General features: G+C 41.5%; 14 protein-coding genes. 2 read left to right on the top strand and 12 right to left on the bottom strand.

What is annotated here, in order from left to right; all coding sequences use genetic code 11:
* Positions 1-19: 19 nt before the first annotated feature.
* Complete coding sequence (gene hypE, locus IM475_RS09680; RefSeq protein ID WP_287727406.1) at positions 20-1,090, bottom strand: hydrogenase expression/formation protein HypE; 1,071 nt, start codon at positions 1,088-1,090, stop codon at positions 20-22.
* Positions 1,091-1,221: 131 nt separating this feature from the next.
* Positions 1,222-2,007 (bottom strand): Rpn family recombination-promoting nuclease/putative transposase, encoded by a 786-nt coding sequence (locus tag IM475_RS09675; protein WP_287660394.1) that lies wholly within the window; start codon positions 2,005-2,007, stop codon positions 1,222-1,224.
* 246 nt (positions 2,008-2,253) lie between these two features.
* Between IM475_RS09675 and IM475_RS09670 the strand changes: the two genes are divergently transcribed.
* Positions 2,254-3,147, top strand: coding sequence for a hypothetical protein (locus IM475_RS09670; protein WP_287727405.1), 894 nt, complete (start codon positions 2,254-2,256; stop codon positions 3,145-3,147).
* A 67-nt stretch (positions 3,148-3,214) separates the two neighbouring features.
* A complete protein-coding gene (recG, locus tag IM475_RS09665; protein WP_287727404.1) occupies positions 3,215-5,683 on the top strand; it encodes an ATP-dependent DNA helicase RecG in 2,469 nt (822 codons plus the stop codon).
* 477 nt (positions 5,684-6,160) lie between these two features.
* On the opposite strand, the gene IM475_RS09660 is transcribed toward recG, so the two are convergent.
* The 10 genes from IM475_RS09660 to IM475_RS09615 all read right to left on the bottom strand — a co-directional run bounded on the left by IM475_RS09660 (position 6,161) and on the right by IM475_RS09615 (position 15,918).
* Positions 6,161-6,709: an NADH-quinone oxidoreductase subunit B family protein gene (locus tag IM475_RS09660; protein ID WP_002740992.1), complete on the bottom strand. Its 549-nt coding sequence runs from the start codon at positions 6,707-6,709 to the stop codon at positions 6,161-6,163.
* Between the two features lie 46 nt (positions 6,710-6,755).
* Complete coding sequence (locus IM475_RS09655) at positions 6,756-7,220, bottom strand: hypothetical protein (protein ID WP_228009545.1); 465 nt, start codon at positions 7,218-7,220, stop codon at positions 6,756-6,758.
* A 4-nt stretch (positions 7,221-7,224) separates the two neighbouring features.
* On the bottom strand, positions 7,225-7,623 hold the full coding sequence (locus IM475_RS09650) for a hypothetical protein (RefSeq protein WP_287727403.1): 399 nt from the start codon (positions 7,621-7,623) through the stop codon (positions 7,225-7,227).
* Positions 7,624-7,629: 6 nt separating this feature from the next.
* A complete protein-coding gene (gene hoxU, locus IM475_RS09645) occupies positions 7,630-8,346 on the bottom strand; it encodes a bidirectional hydrogenase complex protein HoxU (protein ID WP_061430651.1) in 717 nt (238 codons plus the stop codon).
* Positions 8,347-8,431: 85 nt separating this feature from the next.
* Positions 8,432-10,060: a hydroxylamine reductase gene (hcp, locus tag IM475_RS09640; RefSeq protein WP_287727402.1), complete on the bottom strand. Its 1,629-nt coding sequence runs from the start codon at positions 10,058-10,060 to the stop codon at positions 8,432-8,434.
* An 874-nt stretch (positions 10,061-10,934) separates the two neighbouring features.
* Positions 10,935-11,321, bottom strand: a complete 387-nt coding sequence (locus IM475_RS09635; protein WP_002734288.1) for a type II toxin-antitoxin system VapC family toxin — start codon at positions 11,319-11,321, stop codon at positions 10,935-10,937.
* Entirely contained in the window at positions 11,318-11,581 is a 264-nt protein-coding gene (locus IM475_RS09630) for a type II toxin-antitoxin system Phd/YefM family antitoxin (protein ID WP_002796475.1), read from the bottom strand. The genes IM475_RS09635 and IM475_RS09630 overlap by 4 nt, the downstream gene beginning before the upstream one ends.
* Positions 11,582-11,886: 305 nt before the next feature.
* A complete protein-coding gene (locus IM475_RS09625) occupies positions 11,887-12,099 on the bottom strand; it encodes a hypothetical protein (protein WP_002760549.1) in 213 nt (70 codons plus the stop codon).
* 36 nt (positions 12,100-12,135) lie between these two features.
* Entirely contained in the window at positions 12,136-14,343 is a 2,208-nt protein-coding gene (locus tag IM475_RS09620; RefSeq protein WP_287727401.1) for a tetratricopeptide repeat protein, read from the bottom strand.
* 579 nt (positions 14,344-14,922) lie between these two features.
* Positions 14,923-15,918, bottom strand: coding sequence for a hypothetical protein (locus tag IM475_RS09615; protein WP_287727400.1), 996 nt, complete (start codon positions 15,916-15,918; stop codon positions 14,923-14,925).
* Between the last annotated feature and the right edge of the window lie 58 nt (positions 15,919-15,976).

The raw sequence follows: 15,976 nt of genomic DNA, 5'->3' as shown, positions 1-15,976 counted from the left end.
AAAACTGTCTCCTGTCTAATTAACATATTCTCGGTAATTGTTCACCGACTAACATATCGAGAATCCTTTTAGTGCCGAAAGGGGTTTTTAAGTAAACTAAATTGGGGGGAGAAGCGACGACTTCTCCGATAGAAGCGGCATTTTTACCGTCAGGATGGGAACGCATCACTGCTAAAACGCGATTTTCTGCCTCCGGAGGCACGACAAGGACTAATTTTCCCTCATTTGCCAGATAAAGCGGTTCTAAGCCCAATAATTCGCACATTCCGCGCACTTCTTCCCGGATGGGGATCGCCGTTTCCTGCACCTGTATTCCCACCCCCGAACTTTGGGCGAATTCGTTTAAAACTGTGGCTAATCCGCCTCTAGTGGCATCCCGCATCGCTTTAACTTCTGGGCAAACGGCCAGAATTGCAGAAATTAAAGAATTCAGGGCTTGACAATCGCTTTCGATTGTGCATTGCAGGTCTAATTCGCCCCTGGCAATCAGAATGGCGGCGCCGTGATCCCCCAGAAAACCGTTAATCAAAATGCGATCGCCAACTTGTAAATTATTAGCACTGGAATGGATTCGGGCCGGAATTACCCCCACTCCAGAGGTATTAATAAATATTTGATCCCCTTGTCCCCTGGGAACGACTTTTGTATCCCCGGTGACGATTTTTACCGCTGCTTTGTCGGCGGCTATTTTCATGCTGGTAACGATGGTTTTTAGGGTGTCGATAGATAAACCTTCTTCGAGGATAAAACTACAACTGAGATAGAGAGGAATTGCCCCACCGACAGCCAAATCATTAACGGTTCCATTGACTGCTAAACTGCCAATATCACCCCCCGGAAAGAATAGGGGAGAAACCACATAGGAATCGGTGGTAAATGCCAAGCGATCGCCTATTTTAGCTAAATCTTTAATCTCAAATCGGGCTTGATCTTCAAGGGTTGCCAGTAAGTTATTATCGAAGTTATTAACGAATATCTCGTTAATTAAATCCCGCATTGCTTGGCCACCACTGCCATGGGAGAGAGTGATATTTGTGTCGGTAATTTTTGTTTTTTTAAATTTTAAAGAAGCTGAAGGAGTGCTAGTCATAAATTTAAGTACAGCAGTTATCTTGATGGTGAGGTGCGAAGTTGTCGTTTTGTCGAGTCGGTGGTCGATAGCAAATTAGGTTACACTTTATCCTGATGAGAAACACTGTCATAGCTTACTGCTAGATTATCTTAATGGGTTTCTGGTATTTCTCGCACTTTTTCTACAGTTAAGTCCAAGGCTTGAGCAATTTGTTCTACCGTTAAACCTAAAGCCAATAAACGCGGCACAGATTCCAGTTTACCTTCCAGTTTACCTTCCAGTTTACCTTCTTCTCGAACGTCTTGAAAATAACGGGTTTGTTTCAGTTCATCTAAACTAAACATGGCTTCTATCTCCCGGCGACTTAGACGTGGTAATTTATAGATAAGGATCGTTTCTATTAATTGTAGGAAGTTTTGCGGTTGGGTAAATTCAGTTCGCACTCGTTCAATAAGTTGTTTGGCTGTTGCCACTGCTTGATTTTCTTTAGCAATAATTAATTTTATGGTGGCAATACCCAGGGAATCTTGATTAATATCATCTAGTTCATCTAAATAGATTCGCGTCACTCTCCCAGATGTCAATAAGTCTTGATAACGTACAACCTGATCTGATTCTACCCGACGATGGGGATAAATGACCACCCCGCGCCAATCATTGTTAAAAGCAGTTTTACTGAGATATAAGAAGATTTCAGCAAAGAAACGGCCATAAAAATTCTGATCATCTTGAAATTGCACCTCGCAGAAATAAATAGGAATGCTAGGATCGGTAATATTGGGCAAAAATACGCCATCAATACGAAAAGCTAGTTGCTTGATTTCGACGGAATCAAAGCGGTAATTCTCGGCTTCTCCGGGGGAAAGGTTGATTAATTCAAAGAAAATTGACGGATAAGATTGAAAAAGATCATAAAAAATACTGTCGGTTTTCATGCCCGGACTTGTGGTGTAAACTATGCAAAAATATAGAGATAGAGAGTTTTCCTACTAATTAGCCTGATTATAGCAGTTATCTTTGCCAAAACAAATGCTAAAAGCTGGTCTGCAAAAAGCTAATAGCTAAAATAACTGACAACCGATCGAGTCTAAACATCTCCCCCATGTCAGGGCGCTATAGCTGACAGTGAGTCGCTATAATAGAATTCGCCGATCGCTAACTTCTCCCTCGGTAAAATTTCTATGACTGGAAGACTGAACAAGCTACAACAAGATTTAAAGAACATAGAAACGGAAGTGGCAAATTTAGCCGAAAGAATGCGAGAAAAATACCGAATTTATCTTGATTTACTCGGTGAATCTCTCTATAAACAGGCGATCGGGGCAGTGTATTATATCTGTACCCGTTACTATGGGGGGGAATTTCTGGCCCTCTCCCACAGCAATCGTCAGAAACTACAAGAGGAGATCAAAGCTCTAGGACAAGAGGCTAAAGCCAGTTTACAGCAATTGGGCGAGCAGAGCTTCGATCGAGGAGCATTTTCAGGGGTAGGATTCTCTAAAAGTCCAGCAGAGACGAAAAATACCCCAGATTTCTTGAAACTTTTTCTAGACAAACGGGAAAATCTAGCCGCAACTGGAGAGATTAATAACCCCGATATTTTACTCCATTGTTGTCGAGTGCTGGAAAAAAACTGTATCGAGATTCTCAATCATCTCTCTAAACAAATTAATCAGCAACTACAAAAAGCTTATATTCTTCCCCCTCATCTACCCAGTCAAATTATCGATATGGCAATTCAAGCGGGAGAAGAAGGACAATCCCTAGGTGGAGGAAATAATATGTTAAACATTCTAGTGGAAGCTAAAAACCCTGAACCAGAGGAAGAAAAAGATGAAGATGAAGATGATGGGGATGATCATGATTTTTCAAGTGGCAAAGTCACTAAAGTAACGGCGATTCATCTACGAATGGCTGAACTGGAATTTGCTGATACGCGCTTAAGTGTCGAAAGAAATCAAATTCGCTCCCTTTGGGAACAATTACATCGTCTAGGGGAACAATATCATCGTATTCGCAAAGAATATACTATCGCTCAAGCGGAAGCGGCATGGCGCAGTAGTTGGTACGATTAATCAGTTATCATCAAACAGGGGTATCAGGGAAGCATAATACTGGGAAATTTGGAGTCAAGAGGCAATTATGAAAGGGGAAATACCCGACTGGGTGAGATTACAAAAAGCCTTATCTGTAGAAGCGGAAAAAGGTTATCCTGATCTTCAGGGAAATCAATACCGTTTTAGCGAGTTTTTGTGTCTTAGTTTCGGGGATAATCCTCCCGTGGGAATTGCCACCAGTGAGAGAAATCGCTGGCGAGAATTAGCCCAAAAATTTGCCCAATATCCCCAATTTAATCCCAGAGAAAGACAAAAATTAGTCGCCGAAACTCGCAATTTTTTGCAACAATTACGGCAAACTTTAGAAGCAACCCCCACCCCAAAAGAACCAGCCGCGGCGAAAATTATTAATACTACTCCCATCACGGCAAAGGCTAATTCTCCACGGCAAGTTACCCTCGAACAACCCTTGAAATATCTAGCGGAAGTGGGAGAGAGAAAAGCTGGTCTTTTAGAAAGATTAAACCTCCACAAAGTTGAAGATTTATTATATTATTATCCCCGGGATCATATTGATTACAGTCGTCAAGTCAATATCGCTAATTTAACCGAGGGGGAAACGGTAACTTTAGTGGGGAATGTCAAGCGCTGTAATTGTTTTACTAGCCCCAAAAATACCAAGTTAGCTATCTTTGAATTGCTCTTACAGGATCGCACTGGACAGATAAAATTAAACCGTTTTTATGCGGGAACTCGCTATACTAATCGTGCTTGGCAAGAAGGACAAAAAAAACTCTATCTGGTCGGTTCGGTGGTGGCGGTTAGTGGTTTGGTCAAAGCGGGTAAATATGGGTTAACTTTAGAAAATCCTGAATTTGAATTATTAGACAGTTCTGGGGCAAGTATTGAGTCCTTAAACATCGGGCGTATTCTGCCAGTTTATCCCCTCACCGATGGAGTACCCGCCGACCTAATTAGAAAGGCTGTAGTCGCCGCTTTTGGGGCAGTAGAGGCGATAAAAGATCCCTTGCCTTTCGGTCTAAGAAAACAATACGGATTAATCGATTTAAAAACAGCAATTACTAACATTCATTTCCCTAATAATGCCGAGATTCTAAGTCAAGCGCGACGGCGATTAGTCTTTGATGAATTCTTCTTTTTACAATTGGGTTTTCTGCGGCGGCGGCAACAGTATCGTCAGACACAGAAAAGTGCTGTGTTTAGTGCTAAGGGTCAATTAATTGATCGATTTAATCAGATAATTCCCTTTCAATTAACTAATGCTCAAAAACGAGTTATTGAAGAAATTTTAGAGGATTTAGATTCTAGCACCCCGATGAATCGTCTTGTGCAGGGGGATGTGGGTTCTGGCAAAACAATTGTCGGAGTTTATGCTATTTTAGCAGCCCTACAATCTGGTTATCAAGCGGCATTAATGGCTCCCACGGAAGTTTTAGCAGAACAACATTATCGTAAGTTAGTTAGCTGGTTTAATCTCTTACATTTACCCGTAGAATTATTAACTGGTTCCACAAAAACCGCTAAACGGCGAGAAATTCACGCCCAATTAGAGACAGGAGAATTACCACTTTTAGTGGGAACTCATGCCCTAATTCAAGATGCAGTTAATTTCCGCAAATTAGGTTTAGTTGTTATTGATGAACAGCATCGCTTTGGGGTACAACAAAGGGCAAGATTATTAAGCAAAGGAGAGTCTCCCCACGTTTTAACCATGACAGCAACACCGATTCCCCGTACTTTAGCTTTAACCCTGCATGGGGATTTGGATGTGAGTCAAATTGACGAATTACCCCCCGGCAGACAACCGATTCAAACCACCGCTTTAAATGGGAATCAAAGAAGGGCTGCCTATGATTTAATTCGCCGTGAAATTGCTCAAGGCAGACAAGCTTATGTGATTTTTCCCTTGATTGAAGAATCGGAAAAATTAGATGTGAGGGCTGCGGTGGAAGAATATCAAAATTTATCAGAAAAGATTTTTCCCAATTTTAATATCGGTTTACTCCATGGTCGCATGAGTTCCGCCGAAAAAGAGGAAATCTTAACAGCTTTTCGCGATAATATTCTGCAAATTATTGTCTCAACTACGGTTATTGAAGTGGGGGTGGATGTTCCCAATGCCACGGTGATGTTAATTGAAAATGCCGAACGTTTTGGCCTTTCACAATTGCATCAATTACGGGGGCGCGTGGGCAGAGGTTCCCATCAATCCTACTGTTTACTTTTAAGTGGGACTAATAGTGCTAATTCCCGTCAAAGATTGACGGTTTTGGAACAATCCCAAGACGGCTTTTTTATCTCGGAAATGGATATGCGATTTCGCGGTCCGGGGGAAGTTTTAGGACAACGACAATCGGGTTTACCAGATTTTGCCCTCGCTAGTTTAGTCGAGGATCAAGAGGTGTTAGTTTTGGCAAGAGATGCCGCCGAAAAAGTTATGTTAGATGATCCCCATTTAATCACTTTGCCCAATTTGAAACAAGCCTTAGAAGCTAAATATCAACGGATGTTAGGAGCGGATATTTTAACTTGATTTAGATGTTCAGTGATCAGTAAACAGTAATACTAAATCCAGTTATTAAAAACTGATTATTTATTCTCCGTTTTGCATGAGTGCCTCTCCTGATATGTTACTCAAGGGATTTAGTATTACTTCAGATCTGATTACTCAATCCAAGCTTTTGGGGGGTTCTACCCCCCAAACCCCCCGTTGGGGGCGTGGCGCCGCCCCCAAACCCCCCGCGCATTAGTTTTTCGGTGGGATGCTTACACGCGGCTGCTGACACATCTGTAATAATTTAGGAGTCACTGATAATTGCTGATTGTCGGTATTTCTACAAATGTGAGATGCACCCAATCAGTAATCAGTAAACAGTAATCAATAATCAGCGAAAAGACAGCAGCAAACTGGCATTTGATGAGGCTCACTTAATACATACTGCTCACTCAAAACTTAAAACTCAAATCTTATAACTGATAACTGATAACTGATAACTGATAACTGATTCAATTAACCAAATTTAATCATTTCTCGTCCTGCCATCACGGGTAATTCCCCTTTTAAAATGGGAATCAATGTCTCGCGAATTCTGTCCGCATCGGGGGGACATCCCGGCATAAAAATATCGATGGGAATGACTTGATGGACGGGCAGCACTTGATCTAATAATTCGGGAACGATACCGGGTTCTTCTGGTAGTTGAGGTGTGTTATCTCCTAACTCTAAATAAGCCCTTTTTAGCACGGGATCGGCAGTTCCTAACATATTCCGCATAGCGGGAACGTTAGCAGTCACGGCGCAATCACCAAAAGAAACGACGGTTTTGGTATTTTGGCGGACTAGATGAATTAGTTCTAAATTATCCTGATTAGCGATCGCTCCTTCCACTAAACAGACATCGACATTTTCTGGATAGGTTTTCAGATCGCAGCCGACGGGACTATACACCACGTCAACTTTTTCGGCTAATTCTAACAGCCATTCATCCAAATCGAGGAAGGACATATGGCATCCCGAACAACCAGCTAACCAGACAGTAGCGAAGCGAATTTTACTCATAATTTTAATTCCTTGTTTGTTAGGTTTTGGCAATAGTGATTACTAGCTAATAGAAAAGCGGCTGTTTACCGAGGGGCGGGTTTTTGCCTGTCTCGACAAGTTCCTGATTATCTGCAATTAAAGAAAAAAGATCGATCCCCTTCCATTCTTGCAAAAATTCACAGATTAGCTGTGGTGTCCAATTTTCACCTCTAAAAAACTTAAAATTTTTCGTGTGGACATTGAGAAAAAAATGCAAGATATTACATTGATCCTGCGCCCCGAAAATAGTCCCCTTGACTGTCCAATTATCCACACTACTGGCGTAATCCTCGATCGCCCGATCTGCGGCCGCCACACGCTCTCGGTATTGATCACAGAATTGGCGAAGCATCTGGGGAAATCGCCCAACTTCGGCGAAAAGTTCGATCGCGGACCAAGCTAAATTGGTTGGTTGAGATTGATAATCCAGCAGGGATAGACAGCGATCCAAGGCTTGCAGAAAGATCTGTTCGAGATTTGTATCATTCATAACATTATTGATTCGCTTGACGCAGTAGGGTGGACCAACCATATTGAGCTTGAGCGATTTCGTGAGCAGAAGGCTGATTCATACCCTGATTAATCACTAAATCCGATTCTAAGATTTCGTGTTCTAAAAAGACACGATCAATCACCTTTCCCTGTCCTCGCGCCATCCTCAACCACGCCTTTGCCATATCAATACTAGGCCAAAATTCATACTGACTGACACCGCTACCGAAAGCGTAGTCCTTTGCTCGTTGAGTTTCCCGAGCAGAAATACCGCAGTAATCGGAAATCAAGCGAATATCTTCATTCATCCCCATAATCTCGTCATACAGAGCCATTTCCGCCCGCAGATACTTGGCATAAATACTTAGATGTCCCCAACGAGCGTTTTGAGAATCTACCATTTTTCGCTAACGCGTCCATTGGTGTTCAGTCCTGGCGTTAACTAAAAATTCCAACTTCGATCGATCTTCCTCTTTTTCGGAAACGGCGGAACCCTTGCGGAATATGGCCCCCGTTGGACAAGCGGCAACACATTTGCCGCAGGAAGTACAGGCGGAAACGCTGCCCCAAGGCTGATCCATTCCCGCAATAATTTTATCTTTTTCGCCGCGATAAGCCAGATCCCAAACGTGCGCCCCTTCAATTTCATCACAGACTCGCACACAACGGGTACAGAGAACACAACGATTATGATCGATACCAAAAAGATGATGGGAAATATCGACTTCTCGCTTGGGAAAACGGTAGGGAAAACGACTATGATCCATACCCACTTCGATGGCTAAATCTTGTAATTCACAGTTACCATTAGCCACACAAACCGCACAAACGTGATTGCCTTCAGCGAATAATAATTCCACCGTCATGCGGCGATATTCTTTCAGTTTTGGGGTATCGGTATGGACCACCATTCCTTCCGCCACTTCCGTTACACAGGCGGGTAATAATTTATTAATACCTTCAACTTCTACCAAACATAAGCGACAGGCGGCCACTTCAGAAACCCCATCGAGATGACAGAGAGCGGGAATTTTTATTCCTACCTGACTAGCGGCTGCGAGAACTCGCGAACCCGCTTCGATCGCTACATCTTTACCATCAATGCTTAAAGTGATTACGGACATAAAAATTATTCTCCTTGAGGATAATATCCCTCTCCTTCCCATAGGCCACGGTTTGTGGCCAAGGGTGGGATTTTTACAGAAAGTTTTAACCTAGACAATCGGCTAAGTCTTTTGCGGGGGTAGTAATCGGCTGCAGGTGATAGGTATCGGAGAGGAATTTGAGGACGTTGGGGGAGATAAATGCCGGTAAAGTTGGTCCCAGACGGATATTTTGCATCCCTAGATGTAGCAGGGTGAGCAGTACAGCGATCGCTTTTTGTTCGTACCAAGAGATAATTAGGGAGAGGGGAATCTCGTTGACGCTAACGTTAAAAGCGTTGGCTAATCCTAGGGCGATTTTGATGGCACTATAGGCATCGTTACATTGTCCCACGTCCATCAGCCGGGGTAATCCTTCGATGCTACCTAATTGTTTGTCGAAAAAGCGGAATTTTCCACAGGCAAGGGTTAAAACGATGCAATCTTCGGGGACTTGTTCCACAAATTCGGTGTAGTAATTGCGATCGGGTTTTGCCCCATCGCAGCCGCCAACTAGGAAGAAGTGACGGATTTTACCCTGTTTAAGGGCATTAACCACCGTATCAGCGACACTGAGAACGGTATTGTGGGCAAATCCCACCATTACCTGCCGAGGTTCGCTTATTTCAGTAAATCCGGGCAATGATTGCGCTTTAGCAATCACGGGACTAAAATCGATCGCACCGTCCACTGTTTCTAAGCGGTTAATATGGGCATAACCCACAGGTCCGAGGGTAAAGAGTTTACTTTCATAGTTTTCGTGGGGGGGCATGAGACAATTAGTAGTTAAAACTATTGCCCCCGGAAACTTAGCAAATTCTTTAGTTTGATTTTGCCAGGCGGTGCCATAATGACCGTAGAGATGGGGATATTTTTCTTTGAGTTTTGGATAACCGTGGGCAGGTAATAATTCTCCGTGGGTATAGACTGTTATCCCAGTATTGGCAGTTTGTGCCAGTAAAGCCGCTAATTGTTTAATATCATGGCCGGAGACTAAAATGGCTTTACCTAAACGTGGATTTAAGGGAACATTTGTCGGTATGGGATGACCGTAGGTTTCGGTATGACCTTGATCTAATAATTCCATGGCTCGCAGGTTTGCTTCCCCAACTTTTAGACAGATTGCCACCCAATCATTCAGGTTTAAATCACTGCGATCAATTGCCGCTAAAGTCTCTTGGATAACCTGATAAACTGAGTCATCCTCTTGACCTAATTCCTGAGCGTGGAAAGTATAGGAAGCAAGACCTTTAACTCCGTAGATAGCGGTTAACTTTAGGGAAAAAATATCGAGGTCTTGTACTTTTTCAATTAGTTCTAAGGATACTTCTTGACCTTGACTGACTAGGCTCTCATTAAAATTAGGCTGATAGTTAGCAAGTGCAGACCAGTCCAGCGATCCCAATTGTGCTTTTAAATTTTCCCGAATCTCTAAACAACGCTGAATATAATCGGTAAAACGTCTTTGATCAAAGTTCACATTGGTCATGGTGGCGAAAAGCGACTCGCAGGTAAAAATATCGGCTTCGCGAGTAGATATTGCCGCTTCTTTGGCTTTTAAAACCACCGATGCTAATCCCCGCAAACAATAAACTAATAAGTCTTGAACGGCGTTGACTTCGGGACTTTTTCCACAGGCTCCCCACTGATGACAACCATTACCACTAGCGGTTTGTTCGCATTGTTCACAAAACATAAGTTTTCTCTCTTTTTTCAGTAGATTGACAGATTGTTGCGATTTTTTTCTACTAAATTGAATTCTGCTTTTTTGAAAGTTAGTTATCAGCCCTCACCCGGCAGGAATTGTGGATTTTACGACTGGAAAGCTTGTCTTGACAGCCTCTACTCTCTGAACTATGTTTTTATTCTCTCACTTTTTTTGCCGGTTGGGTTCTGATTTTAGATTTCCTCAAGAATTACCGATTAAACAATTATTTAGTTGTCTTATTAAATTAAGTATTTTTTGTGATTTTTATGATATAATGAGCGAGATTTTCGATTTTTAGCTGGGTATTTGCCAGTGTCATAGCAATCGGTCTCCTGATTAGGATAGAAAGTTGTGACTTAAGAGTTATTATACCCTAACTCTGATGATGGGATTGCTTTCGACATAGATAGTTATCTCTTTTTTTATTTACTTAACTTAACCGATTATCTCGCCGAATCTACTCAAAATTTTTATCTGTTTTTGCCAGATCCTGATATTTGACATCAAGACTGATGAACGATTTATTTTATTAGTGGTATTCCGATATCTTTGCAGATTTTATTAGCGAGAATATCCCTAATTTCCGTATGTCTTGGAATCGCAGATCTTTTATTTAATTGGGGGTTAAACCACCAAGAATGGCTAGGACTTGCTGAAAAAGTACGGGCGAAGCATTCGGATAGAAAATCTACGGTTTCACCGATAGGTTATTGTCCGAATGCTTCGCCCCTACAGGACGCGGGCCGATGAAGACGCAAGGTTTTGAACGACGATTCTCTCAAAATCTTGCACCTGTGAGAGCAAAACAGAACCCTAAAACTCTTACCTCGTCTATATTTAACATTTATTCAGCAAGTCCTATCTACCAATCTATCTGAACAGGATATTTTGCTAATATTGAATCATGGCTAATCAGTCTAGCATTTTCAAGATTAGCTTGAGCAACTAACAAGCGGTCAAATGGATCTTTATGGATGTTAGGTAAAGTATTTAAAGCTAAAACGTGGCTGACTGTAATTGATAAAAGTCCAATTTGGTTAGTTTCCTGCTGAGTATTAATCATTTCTGCTAAAGGTATCTTGAGTGATAGTTTACCTAGTTGTAGTTTGATTTGCATTTCCCAAATACTTGTAATACTAAGTAATAGCGTATTACTAGGATCTCTACACAGTTCTAAAGCTCTTTGAGAGAGTTTTTCTGGTTCGCTATCCCACCAAATAAATGTATGGGTATCTAAAAGAAATTTCATGATTCACCTGTCCAAAATTCTTCAGGAAGTGGCTCATCAAAATCTTCGCTAGTCCCAATTTTTCCAGCGTGTAGTCCTGGTTGTCGTAACTTAGGAGAAGGAGTTTCAGACGTTGTTTTTTCAGTATCTCCCCAAGGAATTAGACGAGCTACAGGCTTGTTTCCTTCGGTTATAATAATTTCAGTATCTACCTTTATTAAGGCAAGTAGTTCTTGTAAAGTTAACTGTACTTGATTGAGATCAATAGTTTTGTTTGACATGAATAATTTTCTCTCTTTATTTACTTCACAAAATAAAACAGGATTCAGTGATAACTGCCTCACAAGTTAATAAAGGTTTGGCAACTTTTTCCCATTGCTGAATTGACCAATTGTGATAATTATCACTCCGGTATGTCTTGGAATCGCAGATCTTTTATTTAATTGGGGGTTAAACCACCAAGAATGGCTAGGACTTGCTGAAAAAGTACGGGCGAAGATTCGGGCAATAACTTATCGCTGAAACCGTAGATTTCCTATCCGAATGCTTCGCCCCTACAGGACGTGATCGATAAACTGTTTGCGTTTCATACAACAATTTTCTCTTCTTGGTAGTTTCCCCTAGTAGCGGAAATTGCTTCCTGTTTATTCAATTCTAATGCTTCACTAAGAGTAATTTTTAGGCTTTCTAATAACTGATCACGAGATGCTTCTTGACAGTTAACTCCCGGAATTTCTTCTATCCAACCAATCCACCAATCTCCGTCTGGCTGAATGATAGCTGTGTAGGTGTTAGTCATAGAATATCTCCTTAGCTAAAATACAAATATATATTATTATACTCGATTTAGGAAACTCTGAAACCGCTCATCTCCCCGAATCTGCTCAAAATCCTTATCCGTTTTTGCCATATCCTGATATTTGACATCAAGATTGATGGCGCTTTGTAAGTTTTCGATAGCTAACTCCACATTATTTTGTAAGCCATAACAGCAAGCTTTATTGTAGTAAGCATTAGCATAATTTGAATTAATTTTAATAGCATGATCATAGGATTCTAATGCATCTTTATATCGTCCCATAAAAGTTAAAGCAGCTCCTCGACTATCCCAAGCTTTATGCAAATCGGGTTTAATTTCTAAAGCTCGATCGCAGGATGCGATCGCTTCTTCCAATCTGCCTAAATTAGCTAACGCATTCCCTCGGTTGTTCCAAGCTTCAGGGTCATCGGGTTTAAATTCTAAAGCTCGATCATAGGATGCGATCGCTTGTTCAAATCTGCCTAAATTAGCTAACGCAAACCCTCGGTAGTTCCAAGCATCATGGTCATCGGGTTTAATTTCTAAAGCTCGATCAAAGGATGCGATCGCTTTTTCAAACCTGCCTAAATTACCTAACGCAATCCCTCGGTTGTACCAAGCTTCATGGAAATCGGGTTTAATTTCTAAAGCTCGATCGTAGGATGCGATCGCTTCTGCAAATCTGCCTAAATTACCTAACGCAATCCCTCGGTTGTACCAAGCTTCATGGTAATCGGGTTTAAATTCTAAAGCTCGATCGTAGGATGCGATCGCTTCTTGGTATTGTTCGAGATAATCAAAAGTAGTACCTTGATAAAACCAACCGTCTTCCCATTGAGGTAGCAAACTAACTAGACGGTTGAACCCTTTTAAGGCATCTCGATAGCGTTTTAATTCATATAGTTTAAGAGTAAATCCTGCTAGAGAGGGCAACATTTCCTCTGGTTTTTGTTTAAATAACTGCCAAATTAACTGTTTTAGAGGACGCAAATAGTCATTTAATTCTACCTGCTTTCCCTTGGCTTCAATTTGTCCGTCGCGAGGTTCTAAAATGTTTTCTCTGGCAATTAAATCAGCTAAACTTTGCTTGATTTGCCAGCGATACCAGAGTTTTTGCCAAATATTTCCCTTGGTGATAAATCTGGCAGTGGGTTCAACAATGAACGGTTCTAAGGAAACATTACACTGGCGCAACAAATCCACCGCAGCATAGATATATTTCGCCAGAGTATCCCTGTTAATTGCATCCTGATAACGTTTTTGCCAGTTGCCTCGCAGAGTAGCTTCATAGTTGGTACGATTGAGGGATAATTGTCGGTTGTCGAGGCGCACCAGATTTTCTACCACATTGCGAAAGGTAGAATCATTATAGGCAGCAATGCTGCTGTAGTCAGTTTCGGCTTTAATGTTGGTTTGCGGGATAGTATCCTGCAATAATTCGACAATTGCACCGTCTTCCGGTGATGGCAATTCTACCAAGTGAAAACGGTTCCACAGTTTTGGGTATTTATTCCACTGTAACTTATCCCATTCACTCGGTTGTCCCGGTAATTCGGGTTCTTTTTCATCTCTCGCAGTGGCAATTACTCGCACTTCTTCGGGACGAGTACAATGGGTTTCATAAGCTTCTAGGGTTTTTAATAGTCGTTCTTGTAAGGGAATATTAATTGCCGCAAGAGGACTATCTTTTGCTTGGGGATTTTGGTCTATTTCCAAACTGCGGCGCGTATATGAGTTAAGATCATCGAGGAAAAATAGTAATTTTCTATCTGTTCCGATCGCCTCTAATTGGTTATTTTCAGGTCGCTCTAACCATTCTCCTAATTTTAATACTAATACCGTCCAGCCTTCATGATTCAAGCGTTGCGCTACTTCAGCAGCTTCTCTAGTTTTGCCGATTCCTTTGGGTCCGAGAATAATTAACCAGCGATTTTCCTCCAGATTTTGCAGAAGTTCGTTAGTAAAGTTTCGGTCAGCCATTCGGTGTTGGTAAATAATATTATGATCCGCTAAAGGAGATTTATCCTTTTCATCCCTTTTGTAGATAATCGGGATTACATTGCTATTGGGGGCAATTTTCGTAAAGGGTAAGGACGGTTCAATGATTCGGACTTTTCGTTTTTGCTCTCGATACCACCAAATGAAACTGATTATTGCCAGAACAACAGTCACTAATGCACCGGAGAGGAGATTGTCAATCCAGTCTTTATTAGTTTGATAGAATTGTATTATAGAATTCCACATAAGCCTATTTTAGATTTGAGATTTTCGATTTGAGATTGCGGAATGTGTGTCTAAAGATTTGTAGAAAATTAATTCGACTTCTTTTCACCGGCGAGAATATTCTTCCTCCTCGCCATGATAAGACAAATTTTAGGGCTCTTCTAGGTTCTGTGTGATAAGTTTAATTGACATAGGATCGATCGATCTTTGTGTCCTTTGTGTCTTTGTGGTTCGTTCCACCCCCTCGCTCTTGAGAAATGTATCTTAGAATACATTTTACCCACCAAAGCTGGGAGAGCCATTTTAGCTGCTTGTAAGTAAGTGGTTCTAATTAAATTGAAGATAGATTTTGTCCTTGATCCCCCCTTAATCCCCCCTTGATAAGGGGAGTGCCGATCCCCCCTTAATCCCCCCTTGATAAGGGGAGTGCCGATCCCCCCTTAATCCCCCCTTGATAAGGGGGGCATCTGATAATTTTTAACGCCTACCTACTTAACTCTCGATCGAACTTTAAAAACCCAGTTATGGATTTTTTCCCCCTACTCCCCACTCCCCAATTCATAATTCATAATTCATAATTCATAATTTCCCCACTCCCGATTAAAATTGAATTGCACTCATATCTAGGGATAAAAAGCGATCGAGTCCTAAATACATCCAATAAATAGAGTTTGGGGATTCCTGAATAGTTTTTTGAAATCCCAAGGCGGCGGCTAATTTCTCATAATCGGGATGAATAATCAAAGTATGTAAATCGCAGAGATTAGGAAAATCTAAGGTCATTCTCTGGAGAGTTTTTTGGGCATCTTGCAGGAAGATTAAACGATATTTTTCTAAATAATTAGCATCAATCATCCAACTGCGAATAAATACCGAAAGACAATTTTCATCTCCCACAGATGCCATTTTAAAAGGATCCTGTTCGTTGATCGCACTTAGATGTAAACTCTTGTTAGGAGAGGTAAAAAAATTCGCTTCCGACTCGTTTGCGGTGGGATAGAGGAGATAAAAACCGACGGGATTAAGATTATCTACCCGACGCAAAACTCGCATACCTGTGGTGTAATCTTTTGACCAACCCCGCAACAGACGAGAAATGCGATGGGGAATTGCTTCAGCATTGCGATTCATCCAGTTATAATTGCGTGTCAGCAAGTTAGCCACAGGAATCGCATCACAACGGGGATTAAATTGATCTAATTGCAATTCTACAGATGATTCCGAGCTATCAGGCTCTAAAATCCCCGTAATTGGCTTGATTTTAATTCTGGTTGTGTTGCCGTCAAAAATTTTTTCAATTAAACCAAGGGCTGCTAATTTATCTAACATCATACCGGCAGAGCGATCGCTGCCCTGGTCCTGATCCTGATAAAATAAATCCGATGCTTGCCGATGGGTACAGATAATGGCAGTGGTGGGAAAAATTAACTGGGATAAAGGGGGTTTTGCCTGTCCTTCCTTGGCGATCGCATAAATCCAGAGACGCAGAAAACAAGTGGCACGTACCCGGGTTAATCCCACTCTCCCCACCAAGCGCTCGATCATTTGTTCTTGTTTTTCCCAAGAATACCAAATTTTCAGGTGTTTGCTCTCCATCTTTTTGGTCCTAGATTCTGACAACGATTATACTTGATACTTCACCATACTTCACCCC

The sequence above is a fragment of the Microcystis sp. M061S2 genome (assembly GCF_020245605.1).
In the GTDB taxonomy this organism is placed as follows: Bacteria; Cyanobacteriota; Cyanobacteriia; order Cyanobacteriales; family Microcystaceae; genus Microcystis.
This window is presented reverse-complemented; position numbering and strand designations above follow the sequence as displayed.

Coding starts and splice junctions, on each gene's coding strand:
- recG (WP_287727404.1), top strand. CDS start 3,215: ATGAAAGGGGAAATACCCGACTGGGTGAGATTACAAAAAGCCTTATCT.
- IM475_RS09625 (WP_002760549.1), bottom strand. CDS start 12,099: ATGACTAACACCTACACAGCTATCATTCAGCCAGACGGAGATTGGTGG.
- IM475_RS09620 (WP_287727401.1), bottom strand. CDS start 14,343: ATGTGGAATTCTATAATACAATTCTATCAAACTAATAAAGACTGGATT.
- IM475_RS09630 (WP_002796475.1), bottom strand. CDS start 11,581: ATGTCAAACAAAACTATTGATCTCAATCAAGTACAGTTAACTTTACAA.
- IM475_RS09635 (WP_002734288.1), bottom strand. CDS start 11,321: ATGAAATTTCTTTTAGATACCCATACATTTATTTGGTGGGATAGCGAA.
- IM475_RS09660 (WP_002740992.1), bottom strand. CDS start 6,709: ATGAGTAAAATTCGCTTCGCTACTGTCTGGTTAGCTGGTTGTTCGGGA.
- hypE (WP_287727406.1), bottom strand. CDS start 1,090: ATGACTAGCACTCCTTCAGCTTCTTTAAAATTTAAAAAAACAAAAATT.
- hoxU (WP_061430651.1), bottom strand. CDS start 8,346: ATGTCCGTAATCACTTTAAGCATTGATGGTAAAGATGTAGCGATCGAA.
- IM475_RS09615 (WP_287727400.1), bottom strand. CDS start 15,918: ATGGAGAGCAAACACCTGAAAATTTGGTATTCTTGGGAAAAACAAGAA.
- hcp (WP_287727402.1), bottom strand. CDS start 10,060: ATGTTTTGTGAACAATGCGAACAAACCGCTAGTGGTAATGGTTGTCAT.
- IM475_RS09675 (WP_287660394.1), bottom strand. CDS start 2,007: ATGAAAACCGACAGTATTTTTTATGATCTTTTTCAATCTTATCCGTCA.
- IM475_RS09670 (WP_287727405.1), top strand. CDS start 2,254: ATGACTGGAAGACTGAACAAGCTACAACAAGATTTAAAGAACATAGAA.
- IM475_RS09655 (WP_228009545.1), bottom strand. CDS start 7,220: ATGAATGATACAAATCTCGAACAGATCTTTCTGCAAGCCTTGGATCGC.
- IM475_RS09650 (WP_287727403.1), bottom strand. CDS start 7,623: ATGGTAGATTCTCAAAACGCTCGTTGGGGACATCTAAGTATTTATGCC.